Source organism: Sphingobacterium faecale, from assembly GCF_016746095.1.
GTDB lineage: Bacteria > Bacteroidota > Bacteroidia > Sphingobacteriales > Sphingobacteriaceae > Sphingobacterium > Sphingobacterium faecale.
In genome coordinates this window covers 386,546-403,939 of record NZ_JAERTY010000009.1, presented here as the reverse complement: position 1 = coordinate 403,939, position 17,394 = coordinate 386,546, and the positions used below count along the sequence as shown (strand labels likewise).

18 protein-coding genes and 1 rRNA gene are annotated in these 17,394 nt (G+C 37.0%); 4 read left to right on the top strand and 15 right to left on the bottom strand.

Annotated elements, in window-relative coordinates:
• Window positions 1-89: ribosomal RNA gene (gene rrf / locus JKG61_RS17500) — 5S ribosomal RNA — on the top strand; the annotation flags it as partial.
• A 394-nt stretch (window positions 90-483) separates the two neighbouring features.
• On the opposite strand, the gene JKG61_RS17495 is transcribed toward rrf, so the two are convergent.
• Window positions 484-867: an SRPBCC domain-containing protein gene (locus JKG61_RS17495; RefSeq protein ID WP_202104235.1), complete on the bottom strand. Its 384-nt coding sequence runs from the start codon at window positions 865-867 to the stop codon at window positions 484-486.
• 94 nt (window positions 868-961) lie between these two features.
• On the opposite strand from JKG61_RS17495, the gene JKG61_RS17490 reads away from it, so the two are divergent.
• On the top strand, window positions 962-2,329 hold the full coding sequence (locus tag JKG61_RS17490) for a methyltransferase RsmF C-terminal domain-like protein (protein WP_202104234.1): 1,368 nt from the start codon (window positions 962-964) through the stop codon (window positions 2,327-2,329).
• Window positions 2,330-2,335: 6 nt separating this feature from the next.
• On the opposite strand, the gene coaBC is transcribed toward JKG61_RS17490, so the two are convergent.
• Genes coaBC through JKG61_RS17475 form a run of 3 tightly spaced genes read right to left on the bottom strand, consistent with a single transcriptional unit; the run spans window position 2,336 to window position 4,845 of the window.
• Complete coding sequence (gene coaBC / locus JKG61_RS17485) at window positions 2,336-3,556, bottom strand: bifunctional phosphopantothenoylcysteine decarboxylase/phosphopantothenate--cysteine ligase CoaBC (protein ID WP_202104233.1); 1,221 nt, start codon at window positions 3,554-3,556, stop codon at window positions 2,336-2,338.
• A gap of 13 nt (window positions 3,557-3,569) precedes the next feature.
• Entirely contained in the window at window positions 3,570-3,899 is a 330-nt protein-coding gene (locus JKG61_RS17480; protein ID WP_202104232.1) for a DNA-directed RNA polymerase subunit omega, read from the bottom strand.
• A 25-nt stretch (window positions 3,900-3,924) separates the two neighbouring features.
• The gene (locus JKG61_RS17475) at window positions 3,925-4,845 is read right to left on the bottom strand and encodes an outer membrane protein assembly factor BamD (RefSeq protein WP_202104231.1); all 921 of its coding nucleotides are present in this window, start codon (window positions 4,843-4,845) and stop codon (window positions 3,925-3,927) included.
• Window positions 4,846-5,060: 215 nt separating this feature from the next.
• Here JKG61_RS17475 and JKG61_RS17470 point away from each other — a divergent pair, with 215 nt between their 5' ends.
• The gene (locus JKG61_RS17470) at window positions 5,061-5,336 is read left to right on the top strand and encodes a NifU family protein (RefSeq protein WP_202104230.1); all 276 of its coding nucleotides are present in this window, start codon (window positions 5,061-5,063) and stop codon (window positions 5,334-5,336) included.
• A gap of 68 nt (window positions 5,337-5,404) precedes the next feature.
• On the top strand, window positions 5,405-6,052 hold the full coding sequence (locus JKG61_RS17465; protein ID WP_202104229.1) for a carboxypeptidase-like regulatory domain-containing protein: 648 nt from the start codon (window positions 5,405-5,407) through the stop codon (window positions 6,050-6,052).
• A 1-nt stretch (window position 6,053) separates the two neighbouring features.
• On the opposite strand, the gene JKG61_RS17460 is transcribed toward JKG61_RS17465, so the two are convergent.
• The 11 genes from JKG61_RS17460 to JKG61_RS17410 form a co-directional block, all read right to left on the bottom strand.
• Window positions 6,054-7,295, bottom strand: coding sequence for an FtsX-like permease family protein (locus tag JKG61_RS17460; RefSeq protein WP_202104228.1), 1,242 nt, complete (start codon window positions 7,293-7,295; stop codon window positions 6,054-6,056).
• Between the two features lie 5 nt (window positions 7,296-7,300).
• Window positions 7,301-7,942: an MBL fold metallo-hydrolase gene (locus JKG61_RS17455; protein WP_202104227.1), complete on the bottom strand. Its 642-nt coding sequence runs from the start codon at window positions 7,940-7,942 to the stop codon at window positions 7,301-7,303.
• A 57-nt stretch (window positions 7,943-7,999) separates the two neighbouring features.
• Window positions 8,000-8,578, bottom strand: a complete 579-nt coding sequence (gene gldD, locus JKG61_RS17450) for a gliding motility lipoprotein GldD (RefSeq protein WP_202104226.1) — start codon at window positions 8,576-8,578, stop codon at window positions 8,000-8,002.
• Window positions 8,578-9,327 carry a shikimate dehydrogenase family protein gene (locus JKG61_RS17445; RefSeq protein ID WP_202104225.1) on the bottom strand — a complete coding sequence of 250 codons (750 nt, stop codon included), beginning with the start codon at window positions 9,325-9,327 and terminating at the stop codon, window positions 8,578-8,580. The genes gldD and JKG61_RS17445 overlap by 1 nt, the downstream gene beginning before the upstream one ends.
• Entirely contained in the window at window positions 9,324-10,733 is a 1,410-nt protein-coding gene (locus JKG61_RS17440; protein WP_202104224.1) for a tetratricopeptide repeat protein, read from the bottom strand. The genes JKG61_RS17445 and JKG61_RS17440 overlap by 4 nt, the downstream gene beginning before the upstream one ends.
• 171 nt (window positions 10,734-10,904) lie before the next feature.
• Window positions 10,905-12,290 (bottom strand): OmpA family protein, encoded by a 1,386-nt coding sequence (locus JKG61_RS17435; protein WP_202104223.1) that lies wholly within the window; start codon window positions 12,288-12,290, stop codon window positions 10,905-10,907.
• A gap of 271 nt (window positions 12,291-12,561) precedes the next feature.
• Window positions 12,562-13,572: an inorganic phosphate transporter gene (locus JKG61_RS17430; protein WP_202104250.1), complete on the bottom strand. Its 1,011-nt coding sequence runs from the start codon at window positions 13,570-13,572 to the stop codon at window positions 12,562-12,564.
• A 31-nt stretch (window positions 13,573-13,603) separates the two neighbouring features.
• Window positions 13,604-14,251 (bottom strand): DUF47 domain-containing protein, encoded by a 648-nt coding sequence (locus JKG61_RS17425; protein ID WP_133586525.1) that lies wholly within the window; start codon window positions 14,249-14,251, stop codon window positions 13,604-13,606.
• Window positions 14,252-14,323: 72 nt separating this feature from the next.
• Window positions 14,324-15,358 (bottom strand): sensor histidine kinase, encoded by a 1,035-nt coding sequence (locus tag JKG61_RS17420; protein WP_202104222.1) that lies wholly within the window; start codon window positions 15,356-15,358, stop codon window positions 14,324-14,326.
• A 185-nt stretch (window positions 15,359-15,543) separates the two neighbouring features.
• A complete protein-coding gene (locus tag JKG61_RS17415; RefSeq protein WP_202104221.1) occupies window positions 15,544-16,197 on the bottom strand; it encodes a phosphatidylserine decarboxylase family protein in 654 nt (217 codons plus the stop codon).
• Between the two features lie 63 nt (window positions 16,198-16,260).
• Window positions 16,261-17,388, bottom strand: a complete 1,128-nt coding sequence (locus tag JKG61_RS17410; protein ID WP_202104220.1) for a toxin-antitoxin system YwqK family antitoxin — start codon at window positions 17,386-17,388, stop codon at window positions 16,261-16,263.
• Window positions 17,389-17,394: the final 6 nt, after the last annotated feature.

Sequence of the window (17,394 nt, the reverse complement as noted above, 5' to 3'; positions counted from 1 at the left end):
CTACCTCTTCCCATTCCGAACAGAGAAGTCAAGCCCGCCAGAGCCGATGGTATTGCCGTAACAGGTGGGAGAGTAGGTCGGTGCCTTTTTTAATACGAAGCCCCTTCAGGAAACTGGAGGGGCTTTTGTTTTGTGCGTACTTTTCTCAATCTATACTATCGCAGTAATAGGTGGAAGGGTATCCGCCAGCCTGCGGACTGTTTACGAAGGCCCTAGCTAAGCCCTATGGGCTTTTACTGTATGAATGTAGCTCAAAACTCCTTCGTCAGAATGCTGTCCGGAGACCTATTCTGAACATATTTTCTAATGGATAGCTTATAAACTGTGGAACTTTCGTAAGAAATACCTATATAAGAAGTAAATGCAGCCTAAAAGGAAAGATGAGAGATGATTTTATCGGTCGTATAAGAGGAAGGGGCCTCATTAAGGACTCGTTATAGCTAATTCGAGTAATAAAGGGTTTAAGCTGGAAAAAATGTAACTCTATTCTTCTGTATAGAAGTCGATAAGGCTACCTACATATTCTTGATCCCAACCATCAACAATGTCCTCATAGTCTTCATCAGGAATATTAATATGGTTGACTTCAAACGAGGTGCCTTTTTTGTGTTCGTGGAGTTTTATTGTGACGATAGAGGGCTCTTCCTGTTCTCCGAAGTACCATTGCTGTACAATTTTTTTAAAAGGTTCTAGTTCGATGAAATGTCCCGTAATACCTCCATCCCAAAACGAAAATTGTCCGCCTTCACGAGCATCTATTTCAACTAGGTCTCCTGTCCATAAGCGAATAGTGATATCTGTAGTCAACGCACGATAAATATCTTCTGGAGTAGTCGGAATGATGTAGTATTTCTTGAAATTCTTCATAGAAGTAAGAGCATTTAGAATAGTCAAAGATACGACTATTAGGCTGGATTTCATTTTAGTTTTGACTTTTAGTTTTGACTTTTTATTTTTGTGCATGAGTAATAAACTCCCACCAGATTTAGTTAGACATCTCCAAGGAGATCCCCATTTTGATTATAATGCTTTTGTTAGCATTCATGATAAAGAACAAAAAACATCCTCTATACGTATTAATCCAGGGAAGAAGTTTGATTTGTCTCTGCTAGATATTGATCGAGAGATACCTTGGTGTGAAGGTGGTTTTTACCTTAATAAAAGACCTATTTTTACATTGGATCCTTTGTTTCATGCTGGATGTTATTATTCTCAGGAAGCGAGCTCAATGTTTCTTGATTTTGTTATTCGTGAGCTTAAACTGAATATCGAGCCTATACGCGCATTGGATTTATGTTCGGCTCCAGGAGGTAAGGCTACCTTGTTGAATTCTACGTTACACAAAGACAGTTTGTTGGTCGCAAACGAAATAATTAAAAGTAGGGCTTCTATACTACGCGATAATCTGGTGAAGTGGGGAAATGCGAACGTGATTGTTTCCAATAATGATCCCAGTTCTTTCTCTCGTTTACCTGGATATTTTGATTTTGCTGTTATTGATGCCCCTTGCTCAGGTTCAGGTATGTTTCATAAAGACCATGGTGCTATGGATGAATGGTCGATGGCCAATGTCAAGTTATGTAGCGAAAGACAAAAGCGCATTATAGCGGATAGTATAGCGACTGTAAGGACTGGTGGAATTATTTTTTATTCGACTTGCTCTTATTCAAAAGAAGAGAATGAGGATATCGTCGATTGGATGATAGATACATTCAATCTTGAGTCGATATCAGTATCGGTTAACTCCTCCTGGGGTATAGAAGTTGGAAAGTCAGATAAACACGAAGCAACCTCATATCGTTTCTATCCACATAAGGTAGCAGGGGAGGGATTTTTCTGTGCAATTCTCAAGCGTAAGGGAGATGTGCCGAGTTTTTCTCTTAAGAAAGTAAAGATGGAGAAGAATGTGGCAACACAATCTCTAGCACAAGGATGGGCTAATATGGAAGGTCTTTATTCCTTTCTTTATCATGACTTATTACATATTTTTCCGAAAGTATATGAGCAGGATTTAACAGCTTTACAGAAAGTGCTTTATCTGAAAAATGCTGGCACAGAAATCGGACGAGTGGTTGGCAAAGACCTGATTCCAAGTCACGATCTTGCTTTGAGTAATCGAATTCACAAGGACATTCCGTTTCTGGATCTGGATTTAGAGGAAATGTTGACCTATCTTCGTAAAGAAAGTTTGTCGCCTTTGGTCAATAAGAAGGAGTTGAGCGGTTGGATTATTGTACGTTATGAAGGAATGGATTTAGGATGGATTAAAGCGATGCCAAATCGTATTAATAACTACTACCCTAAAGAAGTTCGCATTGCAAATCTTTAATATATCTCAAAGAGTTGAATACGCCTTATTTTGATGCTGAAGTATTAGTTCGCATATATCATTAGCTACTTCAACTTTACTCTTTAGCTTAAACTCTTCTATTTCTCCTGTTTTGGAAACAATTGTGACTTTATTTGTGTCAGTTCCAAATCCAGCCCCTTTGTCTACCAAGGAATTTAGAACAATAAAATCTAGGTTTTTACGTTCTAGCTTTTCTTTTGCATGTTCTAGTTCATTGTTTGTCTCTAAAGCGAAGCCGACTAAAGTTTGCTGGGGCTGTTTATGTTCACCTAAGAAAGCGAGGATATCTGTTGTTTTCTTGAGTTGAATTGAGAATTCTTCTTCTTTTTTCTTTATTTTTTGATGCGCAATGTCTATGGGAGTATAGTCTGCAACAGCGGCGCTCATGACAATTATATCTGCTGTTACAAATTCTGAGCTACTTGCTTCAAGCATTTGTTGAGCGGATTGTATATTAATAGTTTTAATTCCTGTAGGCGCCGGTAGTGCTGTAGGTCCGGATATAAGCGTTACTTTTGCTCCGAGTTCCTTCAGACGAATAGCTAGAGCATAACCCATTTTTCCTGATGAGTGATTTCCGATAAAGCGAACGGGGTCTATTGACTCATAAGTTGGCCCTGCTGTTACTAATGCCGTTTTTCCTTTTAAAGGCAAATTATCTTCTAAATTCGAAAGCAAGAATTGTATGATTTCTTCGGGTTCAGCTAGACGGCCTTCACCGACCAATCCGCTAGCAAGCTCTCCATTTCTTGGAGGAATTATAATATTCCCATAGGACTGAATGAGTGAGATATTGAATTGCGTTGCTGGATGTTTCCACATGTCTAAATCCATTGCTGGTGCTAAATAGACAGGGCATTTAGAAGAAAGGTATGTTGCTGTTAACAGATTGTCACAAATTCCGTTTGCAAATTTTGCTATTGTATTGGCCGAGGCTGGGGCAATAATCATTAGGTCAGCATCTAGGCCCAATTGTACATGATTATTCCATGAACCTGTGTTTTTGTCGTAATACTCGACGAGTACAGGTTTTTTTGAAAGCGTAGATAGTGTTAGGGGAGTGATAAATTGAGTTGCCTCTTTAGTCATTAAGACTTGAACATTGGCCTCCTCTTTGATTAGTAACCGTAATAAATAGGCAATTTTGTATGCGGCTATACTGCCGCATACACCAAGTACTATATTTTTGTCTTTTAGAGAAGACATTTTTTCAATACGATTAATCTTGCTCTTTTGAAGGATTTCTAAAATAAACTTTGTCGTTTAGAAATTCATCAATTGCAACAAGAGTTGCTTTTGGCATACGTTCATAATGCTTGGAAATCTCTATTTGCTCCCGATTTTCAAAAACCTCTTCCAAATTATCATTATTACTAGCAAATTCTGCCAATTTGGAATTCAACTCCTCCTTTATCTCTACACCAATTTGGTTCGCTCTTTTGCTAATTACAACTATAGATTCGTACAGATTGTCGGTAGCTTTATCCAATTCTCTTAAATCTCTGGTGATAGTAGAGTTTGGAACAGCGCTGTTTTTTGCTTGACTCATATTTGTTGGTATATATGTAAATATTCTATTTCTTAACTTCCCTAGCGTTAGCTTCTTTGTTTACCTCTATTATTCCAAGTTCTTTGTTTTGATCTTCTATTTGTTTATTGATCTCGTTCATTTTACGAATAGCAAAGACAATTTTTTTATCAGCACTAGACTTTAAACCGTCTAATTCTCCCCTATACTTACTTGTTGGATAGTGTTCTACAAATGTTTCGTAATAATCAATGGCATCATTAAAGCGCTTCTCTTGTCTATTCGGATAACTGTTATCTGCAAATAGATATTGCGCTTTTACAATCAAATATTCGATTTCCTCAGCAAAACGTGTGTCAGGATAATCTTTCAAAACATTTTCTAGTGCAATTACCGCTGCACGATAGTCATCCGACAACCCCATGTTATAGTAAAGTTTAGCATTGTCAAACGCTTTCTTCTCTAGTTTCTCTCTGAGGTTCTGAATAAGCTCTCCAGCTTCTTTTGCGCGATCCGATTCTGGATAGTAGTTTACAAAAAGCTGTAACTCATCGATTGCTTTACGGGTGTTTTCTTGGTCTAAATTAGACCTAGGGGATTCGATATAGTAACAATATGCTGCCATATATCTACACTCTTCAGCTCGTGAACTACTAGGATAGATAGTAGCAAAACTTTTGAAATGATACCGAGCGGATGTATAGTCCTTAAGGCGATAAGTTGCGTTAGCACGAAGATAGAAAAGATCCTCAGCTTCTGCACGGCCACGGTACTTTTCCGCTAAGTCATCAAATAGAATTAAAGCTTTTGAGTATTTGCCCTTTTCATAAAATTTTACAGCCTCCTGATATTTCATGGCTATATTATTGCTGCTTTTCAGTTTTTCGAACTTACTTTTACAACCGGTGAAAAAATATGTGGCCAATAAAAAGGCAATTATAACTCCTGTGCGTCTATTTAAAAACATTGTACAAAGATACGTCAATTAAAGATAATATTCAATTAAATTTCGGTGTGCAATTTAATTGATTTTAATTGAGTTAGTGGAATCGCTAAGTGCCTTTAACAAACTTTAACCCTTGTTGTATAGGCTGTCACGATCTTGCTATAAAACAATTGAGGATTTCACAATAAGCAAATATTTGTTTATCTTTACTCCATAGGAAAGAAAGTATTTATAAAATGACCTTAAGAGAAAGAGTCGAACAAGCATTGGACACATTGAGGCCCTATCTTGAAACAGATGGAGGAAATGTTAGTATTGAGGAAATTACCAGCGATAATATCGTTCGATTGAGGCTGTTGGGAGCTTGTGCAAGTTGTTCTATGAGTATCATGACGTTTAAAGCAGGATTAGAACAAGCGGTTAAAAAAGCAGTACCTGAGATTGTTGCTGTAGAGGCAATAAATATCACAGATATGGATGATCCTAACGCAACAACACCCAGCCAATTATAGCGAAATTATTTTTATACTTAACACATTTTTAACAAGAAGCCATTTTGTGTTTAACTATTTTTGTTAGAATGCAACAGTATATAAGATATCTATTAGTTTTATGTTTTGCTTGTAGTATACAATTAGGATATACACAAAGTAAGAGTATATTGCAATTCAGCGGATTGATTTCTTCAATTGGATCAGAGCTCCCAGTTGCTTATGTTACTATTAAGAATACATCCTTTAATAATCAGACGTTTATTTCTAATAACGATGGCTATTTCTCGTTTGTAGCGCATAGCGGTGATACCATACAGTTTTCAAGTGTAGGGTATGATCCTTTGACTTACGTTATTCCAACAGTACCTGATGACAAATTTACTGCACATATACAGATGCGTAGTCTGGTAATAGAATTACCTGCTGTGACCCCTTTCCCTTGGGCTAGTTATGAAGATTATTTAGCGGATTTTATGGGTATGAAAGAAGGGTATGACCCTGTTGCATCAGCCCGTAGTAATCTGAGTCCAGAAGCTATGGCAGCCCTAGCACGTATTGTGCCTAGAAATGCTGATGAGATACAGAATTTTAATTCAACTCAGCGACATATTAATATGACGAATAAGAATATCAATCAAAGATATGCAAATCCACTTTTAAATCCATTTGGTTGGGCCCAACTTATTAATCAGATACAACGAGGAGACTTTAGCAGGAAAAATTTAAAATATTAGATTATTCGGCATTTTTGATATCAGTAATACGTCCTATCTCCTTAACGCTTAGTTTGGATGCGAAATAAGAAACACATGTTGAGAGAATAAAAACTGTCATAAATACCACCAAAAAATCTTGTAGCCTGATATCGATAGGGTAAATATCTATCAAAGATCCTTCCATTTCTCCTGTACGGATAAATCCGAAGCTTTGCTGTAGCTTGCAAAAGATATAACCAATAATGATGCCTAATATGCTTCCGATAAGAGCAATCAAAACCCCTTCTAAAAAGAAGATACGCTCAACCATAGACTTTTTTGCTCCGAGATGCTGAAGGATTTTCATGTCTTCTTTTTTGTCAATAACCAGCATAGTGAGTGATGCAATAATGTTGAATATGGCGATGATACCAATAAATGTCAAGATGAAGAAGACAATCCATTTTTCAGATTTAACCGTTTTGTATAATGTAGGATTTTGTTGTTCTCTATTTTTTATTAGAAAATCATGACGTAATTTGTGTTCAAGATCCTTTTGAATTTTTGTGGTTTTATCTATGTCATTTAAATAGATTTCAATGCCGGATATTTGTTCCGGTTCTCCTAAAATATCTCTGGCGAAGTCCATAGGTACTAAGACAATGTTATCGAACTCTGGTTGATAGGACAATACTCCATTTACTGCAATGTTTCTGATATTAAAGTCTTCTAAAGGATTTAAATTGTTCACTGAGGCTGCTTTTCTTGGGAAATATAGTTCAATCTGATTATAAAATCCCGTTAGGGGGATTTGTAAGTTGGATTGAATCTGAGCGCCGATTAGCGCATAGCTAGTTGAGTTCGATTCTATAGAAAATTTACCAGAATGTAAGATTTCTTGTTCGTTTTGGAGATCTAGAGTAGAGGGGGGGACACCTTTTAACTGTCCAACAAATTGTTGATGATCGTATTGTATGAGAATTTTGTCTTCAAGTAGTTCAACATAATTTTTGATATCGGGAGAAGATTCTATGTCTTTGAATACGGTTGTTTTACCTGAGAAAGTCTTTCCTCGTTTTGGTTCTATGCGTAAATCAGGCGTAGAGCTACTGTACATAGATAAGATAAATTTTTCCATGCCGTTGTAAAAGGAAAGAACAATTACAAGAGCGGCAGTACTAACGAATACCCCTACGATACTTATTATTGAGATAATATTTATCGCATTGACGGACTTCTTCGAAAAGAGATATCTGCAGGCAAATAGTAGCGGTATTCTCATTTTTATCATTCACGTATAAAGGGGTTGGTTTCTTTTTCAAAAGCGATAGTCGTGCTAGGTCCATGTCCTGGATAAACGGTTGTATTTTCTGGTAAGGTATATATCCTGTTTTTTATAGAGTTGAGCAATACATCATGATTTCCTCCAGGTAGATCAGTACGGCCTATACTATTTCTAAACAGTACGTCCCCACCTATTAAGAAATCTTGTTGTGGAGAGTAGAAGCAGAGATGAGCCGGAGAGTGTCCTGGGGCAAGTATGCACTTAAGTGTGATTTCTCCAAGTTCAATTTGCTGTCTGTCTACCAAAAAGCTCTCGGGAATTGGTGAAGGTTCGTATCGAAATCCCATTTGTGGGGCATAGTTTTGGACCGCAATTAATACAGGTATTTCACCTTCATGGAATAATGGTTTAAGTCCCCATATTTCATGAACAAAATGATTACCTAAAACATGATCAATATGACAATGCGTGTTCAATAGGATTTGCGGTCTTAAGTCGTTCGTTTCTATAAATGATTTCAATGCCTGTTCCTCTTGGTAATCATGCATGCCAGGATCAATTATTATACAGTTTTTTTTATCATCATAGAGAAGATACGTATTCTCTTGATATGGATTAAACGTGAGAGTTTCTACTGTGATCATATTTCAAACTTAGCCAAAAAAGAGTATAATTCACGAATGTCTCTGGACAAAAACATTTTAAAACCACTTTGTCGTCATAATTAGGTGTGAAATATCTTTTTCTATGAAGTCTAAAACGGGTTGTATAGAGTCCAAATGAGGCTTCTCGTTGAAGTATAGTGCCCCACGTAGATAGTGTTTAGAGTTGTCGGATAGGAAGAATTGATAGTTTGATGCAGTATTGCCTTGTATGTGATATTCCAGACCGTATACATTGTTTTCTGGCTGTCGGATCTCTTTTTGGGTGATGGAGCTTGCTATGGCAGTATGTTTAAATGCGAATGTTCGGGCGTCTTCTCTGAGCTGTTCTAAGGTCGAATTCAAGCCTATTTTGAAATAACTGATATGTAATCTAGCATTGAATTGGGGAAAATCCAAGTTTTTCCAACAAGGTTCAGCATTGTTGCTTTTGTCTGTTTGAAGTTGGCTGTAATTAGGGATTTCAAAACGGAAAGGACAGCCTGTTTCGGTTTGTATATACCTTTTTTCTGGGAACAAAATGCGATGAAAGCCTCTTGGTTTCGGACTATAATCTTGGTTCGTACATGCGGTTACATTTATGACAAGTAAGATTAGGATTAGAAGGTTGCGTCTCATTAGAAATTCTCTTTCCAGATTTCCCAGTTTTTATCCGCTTGTAGAAGGAGCATCTCATAGCCATTTTTTATGGTTGCGCTTTTAGATTTTCCTTTTTTCAGGAATAGCGTTTCTTGGGGGTTATATATTAGATCGTAGAGCAGGTGCTTGTTTGTTATATAATCATATGGGATTTCTGGGCATTGATCTACCGTAGGAGACGTCCCTACAGGAGAGCAGTTAACGATTATGGTGTGGTTGTCAATTATTTCTTTATTGAGGTCTTTGTAGGTGAGGTCTCCGCTGAAAGCGGTTCTGCTCACAATTGAATAAGGGATTCCCAATTTATTGCAGGTGTATAAAACCGCTTTAGCAGCCCCTCCGTTTCCAAGGATAAGTGCTCGTTTGTGATCTTTTTTAAGAAGAGGTGTCAAAGACTTTTCGAAGCCAAAAGCATCGGTGTTGTAGCCTTTTAAATGGATTTCTTTATCTTCACGTTGTACAGTTATACAGTTTACCGCGCCAATTTCTTTAGCTTCAATAGATAGTTCATCAAGAAAGCCTATTACGGATTGCTTATAAGGAATTGTTACATTAAAGCCTTTAAATTTTTCGTCGTTTAAAAATAAGCTCGGAAACATGTGGATATCTTCGATGGCATATAAATCGTAGTTTACGTCCGTGATATTCTCTGTTTCAAATTTAGTTAAATAGTAATTTTTGGAGAATGAATGGCTTAAAGGAAACCCAATTAACCCTAATTTTATCATGAGTTGGACGTATATTTTTTGATTATTTCTGAAATGATTTGATTTCCCTGTAATTGGGGTAAATAGTCAAATAGGATGTTGTGTTTTTCTGGACCGAAAGCCAATGCAAGTTCTAAGAAGTTTAATGCTTCATTATATTGACCATTTGCAAATAGATAAGCTACAAGTCTGTAATAGAGCTCGGCTGTATCTGGATTACACTTTATTGCTTCTGACATCGTCTCAATGGCCTCTACGAATTTCTTTTGCTCAAAATAAATGGATGAAAAATCAAGCCAAGCATCAATATCCGTCGGATTTAGTTCTACTACCCTAGCATATGCTTTTTCAGACTCTTCGACTTGTCCAAGTTTATACCTCGCATCAGCTATAGCGAACCAATAATCGGGATTATCGTCTTCGAGTTCTAAAGCTTTTTTATAGAAATGTAAGGATTCGAAATAACGTTCTTCAAAATCTAAAGTAACACCTATGCCAAACCAAGCATCGGATAGATTACTGTCAAGTTTTACCGCTTTTTTATAGTAGTCCCTTGCCGTATCCATTTGTTCTAATTTTTCATAACATTCTCCTATTGCACAATAGGTGTCGGCGTTGGGTGGTTCATACTCAAAAGTCTGTTTGTATACCAAGATTGCTTCCGAGTATTTGTCTAGATTAACTAGTGCGTTGCCTTTGTTAAAATAAGCCGAAGCGAAGTTTTCCTTTATCAAAATAGAATAGTCGTATGCATCGATGGCCTCTTCAAATCTAGACATCTTGTGATAGGCATTGCCTAGGTTATACCATGCAATGAATGAATAAGGATCTCTATCTATGAATTGGTTATAGAACATGATACTTTCATCTTGTCTATCAAGGATATCATAGCAAAATGCGAGTTCGTACAGTGCGTCAGGATTCTCTAGATTAACTTCGAGTGTCTTTTTGAGGTAATGAACAGCTTTTTCATAGGCTCCTTGTATTTGATATAGTCCTGCAAGCTGATAATATACATCTTCTTTGTTTTCGACATTATTTAAAGCGTTGAACATAGCTTGTTCAGCTTCATGATATTTGCCTGTTGAAGCCAAAATAGATCCTCTCACGAGCTGAATGTCTCCATCAGAGGGCTCGAGTAACTCTGCTTTGAGAAGTGCTTCTAGTGCCTTTTCATATTGCTGCACCGAAGCCAAAAGCTGGGCTTTTTTTAAGATAAATGAGGTCTCAAAAGGATGCTGATTACTTGCGAACTCTATAACCTGTAGAGCCTTCAATGGGTCATTCTTCTCAGTGTAATAGTCTATAATACTATCAAAAGCAGCTGAGTCAAAGAAATATTGATCGTCATTCCGAATCATTTCTTCGTAACGATTTACAGATTCCTTTTGCTCCTCCGGCGATCCAAACTCAAATTCCTCTTCCATATCGTATCTATTTATCGAAAAATACACTTTTTAAACTAAACCTATTCAAAATTCTTTTCCACATATTAACATACAGAGTAAAAAAAAATAAAAAGGTTTAAAATAAATGAAGCCGTCCCGATATACGGGACGGCTTTATTATACTTAATAATTATACTTTACGTATTATTATTATTTTTTGATCTCAACACGACGGTTTTGAACGCGGCCAGACTCAGTAGCATTAGATGCAATTGGGTTAGCTTCTCCGTAACCGTTAGCAGTGATGCTTGATGCAGATACACCAGCGTTTACTAAGTATTGTTTTACTGCATTAGCACGATCTTTAGATAAGTTTACGTTGTACGATTCAGATCCTTCTGAAGAAGCGTACCCGTCTAAAGTAACTGATGACTTGTTATCACGTACTTCTTTAGCTAATTTATCTAATGTAGAGTAAGATTCTGTTTTCAATACAGAGCTGTCAAATTCGAATTGAATAGGAGCATAGTAAGCGCCTGTTGTAGCATTGTTAGTAACTACTGGCTCAGGGAATTTGATAGGACATCCAGAACCATCAACTACCGTACCAGCAGGAGTGTTAGGACATTTGTCAAATTTATCTGGAACACCATCACCATCTGAATCTTTTCCTAAAGCATCAACAGTACCTTCTAACGAAGAAACACGTTGTTTTAAAGCTTCAACTTCGTTACGTAAAGATGGGTCTCTTAACTCATCGTACATTGTAGCCGCAGGATTAGCAAAAGTCAAGTTTTGTTTGTCTCTTGAGCCTAAAGTGAACTCTAAGCCACCGTATACATTAGAGAAACGTTGTTTAGCATCTCCGTGTCTGTTTGGCCCGTATAACGATGCTTCGTCTGTAAAGTTCATCGTATAACCTAAGTTCAATGCAACAACTTCAGATAATTTGAATTTAGCACCAACACCAACAGGTACAATCATTCCTAATCTGTAGTCTCTATCTCCTTTGAACTCGCGGTCACCAAATACCGCTTCTCCAACTTTACCTTTGTTGTCATAAACAACTGTTCCAGTAAAATCATTGTTAGCGTATTGAACCGGGTTGTATGCAAATGTTCCTATACCTACTTTGGCGTAGAAATTAACAGCATTTTCTCTTCTTAAAAAGTCAATAGTACCTAATTGGAAAACTCCATTTAAGCTTGCTGCCCAATTAACATCAGTTACTACTGATTTTGCACCACCGATATTTTCTGAAGCGGGACCTGATAATTCGTGGTTGTATGTTTTGATTTTACCACGGTTACCTTCTAACTCTAAGCCGAATAGGTGAGAGAATTGTTTACGAATAGTCAAGCCGTAGTACTCTCCTACTTTGTTCTGGAAGTAACCAACTTTTTGTCCAAAAGCATTGTTACCACCGATTACAGTGTTAGGAGTAGTGATACCACCCTGTACTCCGATAGACCAAGTTCTGTATTGTGATCTACCACCAAATACAGTTGGAGTTTGAGCTTGAGCAGTTTCAGCAAAACCTAAAGCGGCTACTAAAGAAGCTGCAACAGCTGTTTTTTTAATTGTAGAATAGTTCATACTCTTTTGTTTAAGGTTATTAAAATTTTTAAATTGTTCTCATTTTTAACATAACTTAACAATAACGGTGCCAAAAAAATAAATCTTTAAAAAAAATTGATTCTACACACTTTTGCTGTTAAATAATAGGTAAAATTACTTATTTGTCTGTGATATAGCAAATATTTAACTCAATTTTGTTTGTCTTTCGATAAAAAAGAAAGACAATGTCCTGTGAAAGCTATATTAACTAACTTGTTCTTTTCAAAATGATTGGGATTTTGTCTGTTATTTAAAGTATATAGTGTATTATAGCTAATGTTAGCCCCCCCAATATAGCACTGACAGGTATTGTCAAGATCCAAGCCCATAACAGGCTTATTGTTACCCCCCACCTTACTGCAGAGACTCTTTTTACAACTCCAACACCAATAATAGCGCCTGTGATGGTATGTGTGGTAGAAGCGGGAATACCAAAATGTTCTGTGATCCCAAGAGTGACTGCGCCTGCAGTTTCTGCACTGACTCCTTCTAGGGGCGTCACTTTAGTGATCTTGGTGCCCATGGTTTTTACTATTTTCCATCCACCGCTCATTGTTCCTGCAGCAATGGCAACATAACAGGCGAGTGGTACCCATTCCGGCATTTCTTCAAAGCTACCTATCACACCTTGAGCTATTAAAGCTGTGGCGATGATCCCCATTACTTTTTGAGCATCATTACCTCCGTGGGCAAAGCTCAATCCAGCAGAGGATACCAATTGAAGAAATTTAAACCATCTTTCTGCGACGCTGGGCCGAGTTTTTTTACAAATATTGATGATTATAAGGGTTATAATGATGGCGATAGTCATACCTATAACGGGTGCAAGTACGATAAAAGATAAAATCTTTAATGTCGCACTAAGATTTATAGCTTCGATCGGATTGGCACCAAGAAAGAGCGCATAGGCCATTCCAGATCCCGCAAATCCACCAATTAATGTGTGTGAAGATGATGACGGAATGCCATAGTACCAAGTGAATAGATTCCAAGATATAGCAGCGACTAATCCTGCGAATATTACTTCCAATGTGATATATTCTTCCAGTACAGTTTTAGCAATCGTGTTTGCTACTTTATGATCCGTAAATACAAAATAAGCGACGAAATTAAAAAGTGCGGCCCACAATACAGCCATAAAAGGGGTTAGGACTTTGGTTGATACAACAGTTGCGATTGAATTGGCTGCGTCATGAAAACCATTGATATAATCAAAGGCTATTGCCAGTACAATAACAATAACTAATAAAGTGGTCATAATAAATTAATTATGTGTAGTCAGCGCGTTTTAGTTATGCATTTTTAACAAGAATACTCTCTAAGACATTCGCTACATCCTCGCATTTGTCTGTTGCATCTTCCATTGCAGATAAGACTTCTTTTTGTTTGATAAGAGAGATAGCATCTTTTTCGTATTCAAACAAGTCTGCGACAGCTTTGTCAAAAATATAGTCCGCTTTGTTTTCAACACTGTTGATGCGTACACAAGAGTCTGTAATGTTGCGGATATTTTTTAAGTCTTTTAGTTCAAACAGGGCTTTTGCGACATGTTCTGTTGCTTCTAAGATCAGCGCTGTGATTTCGATCATCGGTTGCGTAGGTTGTTCTACATTATACAGTTGCATTCTATTAGAAGCGCCGTGTATAAAGTCAGCTACATCATCTAAGGAGCTCGCTAGTGCGTGTATATCTTCGCGATCGAAAGGGGTGATAAAATTACGTCCGAGTTCTAAATGTATCTGATGGGTGATGTTATCTCCAACATGTTCGAGGTCTTCGAGTTTTTTAGAGAGCTCTTTTCTTTCTTCTAGATTCGTACTGTTAACCGAGATGTTTAGAAGCTTAGCCATTTCGATTAGATTAGCTCCAGCTTGTTCAAACAGAGGAAAGAATTTTTTGTCCTTTGGGACAAAGTACTGAAAGATGCTATTTAAAGACATAATACTTTTATTTTGATGCAAAAGTATAATCTTAATGTTAAGTTAATGTTAAGTTTTGTCGATGTGATGTGATTAAATATTCTTTGCTTTGGACAAAGTAAAACCGAAAGTTGTACCTATTCCTTCTGTGCTGCGCACATTTACCGTTTGTTGATGAGCCTCTAGTATATGTTTAACAATGGATAATCCAAGTCCAGATCCTCCAATGTCACGGGATCTACTCTTGTCTGTACGGAAGAAGCGCTCGAAAACACGAGGAAGATTTTTTTCCTCAATGCCAAAACCATTGTCTGTAACTTCAATTAGGATTTGATCTAGAAGAGGGTAAATACTGACTGTCGTTTTACCGCCATTTTTACCATATTTTAGAGAGTTGTCAATCAGGTTGACTAGGACCTGCTGGATTTTTAGGCGATCTCCTTTTACTTGTATGGCTTGGTTAGGTTTTGCTTTAAAAAGGATATTAATATTATGTTTGTTTGCCTTGTCAATCAGATGATCTATGGTTTCGTTAATGAGTTCAACAATGTCAAATTTTTGAATATTGAGCGATATCTTTCCGGACTCTAATTTTGAAATTTCATCCAGATCATTAATTAAATACGTTAGGCGGTCGATGTTTTTTGCAGCTTTATCCAGGAAAACTAAGGCCATGTCGGGGTCGTCTGCTATCATTCCGTCTTGCAAGGTTTCTATATATCCTTGTATAGCAAATAAAGGTGTTTTGAATTCATGAGAGATGTTCGATAAGAATTCCCGCCTGAATTTTTCCTGTGCTTTGAGTTGATCGATTTCCGTTGATTTTTGTTTTGCCCAGTCTCTTACTTCTTGTTCAGCTCCTTTTATTGGATCCTCACTCGCGTGCTCCGCTAGCACTTCCTTCATGTCCTTGCCTAGTTTTAGACTACGAATCAGTTTATAGATGTTGCTGATTCTATTGTTGATGTATTGATTCAATACATTATTGAGTATAATGAAAGAAATGACAAAAGATACCGAAAATAGAACGAAGAAATGATTCCAGCTTCTTTCATAGTATATACTTACCAGCGAAAGAGAAAAAGAGACTATCAAAGAGATGTAAAAAACGAGAAGCCTAAAATTCATAAAAGACCTTAATTTGTTAATCAATGTTTAAATTGCAACGAAAATTTCATGATTCATCGGTTCAGCAAGAGATATTAAAGTTCTCAATATCCATTGAGTCCAAACATTTTCAGAAAAATTAGATCTAAAAAAGTAGCTTAGACTGTTACAGCCCTAAAAATAGCGATATCCATGTTAATTTAATATTAAAATCTAGCAACAACGGTTTTACCCCCTACAACCTTGTCCCCGATAGCAACATCGATTTTGGTTCCTAATGGAAGAAAGAGGTCTACACGTGACCCAAATTTGATAAAACCAAACTCCTCTCCCTGTTTAGCCGATTGCCCCTCTTTTACGTACCATACGATCCGGCGGGCTAGAGCACCTGCGATTTGGCGGAAGAGCACTTCTACTCCATTTGCTTTTTTTACAACAACTGTGGTGCGCTCGTTCTCTGTGGAAGATTTGGGATGCCAGGCCACTAGAAATTTACCAGGATGGTATTTGAAAAAAGAAACTACTCCCGACACTGGATTTCTGTTCACGTGTACATTGATAGGGGACATAAATATCGAAACCTGGATTCGCCTGTCATTAAAATACTCCGTTTCTTCTGTTTCTTCAATGACCACGACCTTTCCGTCCGCGGGGCATAATACAACATTTTCGTCTATCTGAATCTTTTTGGTAGGACTTCTAAAAAACTGAACAATAGTGATGAATAAAAAGGCGGATACTAAATACAAGAGCCATTTAATGATCAGATTGGCATCATAATAATTTGCGACGGCATTGATGACGAATATAAATAGAACAACTAATGCTAAACTGGTATATCCTTCTTTGTGAAATTTCATGTGTCAATCTTTATTTTAAAGCTCTTTTTATTTTGCAAACATAGATAAATTCAAGTAAATATCCTACATCCCCTTAGTACGCTGTATCTGCACAGGTGATATGTGTATCTTACCGCTTTGAGTCTGTATTACAAACTTGACGTTAAGAGTATCTATTATGGGAACATTTTGATAGAAAGAGGGCAGATAGTATCTTATTTGGTTGATCATTTGGTTAAGAAAAAATCGTTCTTCTTTTGAAAATGAGTTTAAATTCTCTAATTTGGGAGAGGATGGGAGACCATTTTTCGACACATTAACCTCAAAAGAAATTTCTTTTTCTGAATCCTGATTTCTAGGATAGTCGACTTCATCAAGGTATTGCATAAATTTGTTTGCAATAAATATGTTAAATCCGGTAAACTCATCAAAAGAACATTTTTTGCTGAGGAGAAATTCTGCTCTTGGAAAATAGTCGTTCGGTGTAAAGACGAAATCTTCCTCTGTAATAAGGAGGTGGTCAAAGCCTTCCTCAAAATGTTTCCCTTTGAATAGGCCATCTTCATACTGCTCAATGAATAAAAGGATTCTATCTTGTCTTTTTCCATCACTTACAAAAGAGACATACCAAATGCCGTCAGGCTGTCCGTTTTTCACTTTTCCCTGCCGGTTAAAACTGGTGTAACCATGGTCTGTAAAACCGATTATCGGCAGCGTTATGTCATATTTACCCTCACCATCTTTTACGAGTTGTTCGCCAAGTCTATTCCAATACTGATTAATGTAGAATTCATCTTGGTTTAGCGTAATAAAGAGCATAGGTTTGCTATCTGGGTAATAATACTTCCAAGAGCCCGAAGGGCTATCGTTCAAAAAAGTGGTTTCCCATTTGAGAACGCCATTAGGATGGAACGCTTTAAATTCCCCTTCCTTTTTACCATCCTGATATTGTCCGGTCAGGGTCAGGCGTCCATTTGGATCAAAGTCTTTGAACACACCTTCAAACTTATTCGTGTTTTTGTCAAAAGAAGTTACTCTTTCCAGATATTTGAATTCACAATCTTTGTCGACCAAAAAATAGTTTTGGTCAAAATAGAAGCGCTTCAGGTTATTAGGAGCTTCATCAAAATACCGTGTTTTAAAATCCTGTGCTTTACTCTGATAAGATAGAGTAACAAACAAAAGTATAATCAAATATGTCGCTTTTTTCATCTCTCT

Excerpts from the sequence above, each read along its gene's own strand:
- JKG61_RS17495 (WP_202104235.1), bottom strand. The coding sequence starts at position 867 with ATGAAGAATTTCAAGAAATACTACATCATTCCGACTACTCCAGAAGAT.
- JKG61_RS17490 (WP_202104234.1), top strand. The coding sequence starts at position 962 with ATGAGTAATAAACTCCCACCAGATTTAGTTAGACATCTCCAAGGAGAT.
- coaBC (WP_202104233.1), bottom strand. The coding sequence starts at position 3,556 with ATGTCTTCTCTAAAAGACAAAAATATAGTACTTGGTGTATGCGGCAGT.
- JKG61_RS17480 (WP_202104232.1), bottom strand. The coding sequence starts at position 3,899 with ATGAGTCAAGCAAAAAACAGCGCTGTTCCAAACTCTACTATCACCAGA.
- JKG61_RS17475 (WP_202104231.1), bottom strand. The coding sequence starts at position 4,845 with ATGTTTTTAAATAGACGCACAGGAGTTATAATTGCCTTTTTATTGGCC.
- JKG61_RS17470 (WP_202104230.1), top strand. The coding sequence starts at position 5,061 with ATGACCTTAAGAGAAAGAGTCGAACAAGCATTGGACACATTGAGGCCC.
- JKG61_RS17465 (WP_202104229.1), top strand. The coding sequence starts at position 5,405 with ATGCAACAGTATATAAGATATCTATTAGTTTTATGTTTTGCTTGTAGT.
- JKG61_RS17460 (WP_202104228.1), bottom strand. The coding sequence starts at position 7,295 with ATGAGAATACCGCTACTATTTGCCTGCAGATATCTCTTTTCGAAGAAG.
- JKG61_RS17455 (WP_202104227.1), bottom strand. The coding sequence starts at position 7,942 with ATGATCACAGTAGAAACTCTCACGTTTAATCCATATCAAGAGAATACG.
- gldD (WP_202104226.1), bottom strand. The coding sequence starts at position 8,578 with ATGAGACGCAACCTTCTAATCCTAATCTTACTTGTCATAAATGTAACC.
- JKG61_RS17445 (WP_202104225.1), bottom strand. The coding sequence starts at position 9,327 with ATGATAAAATTAGGGTTAATTGGGTTTCCTTTAAGCCATTCATTCTCC.
- JKG61_RS17440 (WP_202104224.1), bottom strand. The coding sequence starts at position 10,733 with ATGGAAGAGGAATTTGAGTTTGGATCGCCGGAGGAGCAAAAGGAATCT.
- JKG61_RS17435 (WP_202104223.1), bottom strand. The coding sequence starts at position 12,290 with ATGAACTATTCTACAATTAAAAAAACAGCTGTTGCAGCTTCTTTAGTA.
- JKG61_RS17425 (WP_133586525.1), bottom strand. The coding sequence starts at position 14,251 with ATGTCTTTAAATAGCATCTTTCAGTACTTTGTCCCAAAGGACAAAAAA.
- JKG61_RS17420 (WP_202104222.1), bottom strand. The coding sequence starts at position 15,358 with ATGAATTTTAGGCTTCTCGTTTTTTACATCTCTTTGATAGTCTCTTTT.
- JKG61_RS17415 (WP_202104221.1), bottom strand. The coding sequence starts at position 16,197 with ATGAAATTTCACAAAGAAGGATATACCAGTTTAGCATTAGTTGTTCTA.
- JKG61_RS17410 (WP_202104220.1), bottom strand. The coding sequence starts at position 17,388 with ATGAAAAAAGCGACATATTTGATTATACTTTTGTTTGTTACTCTATCT.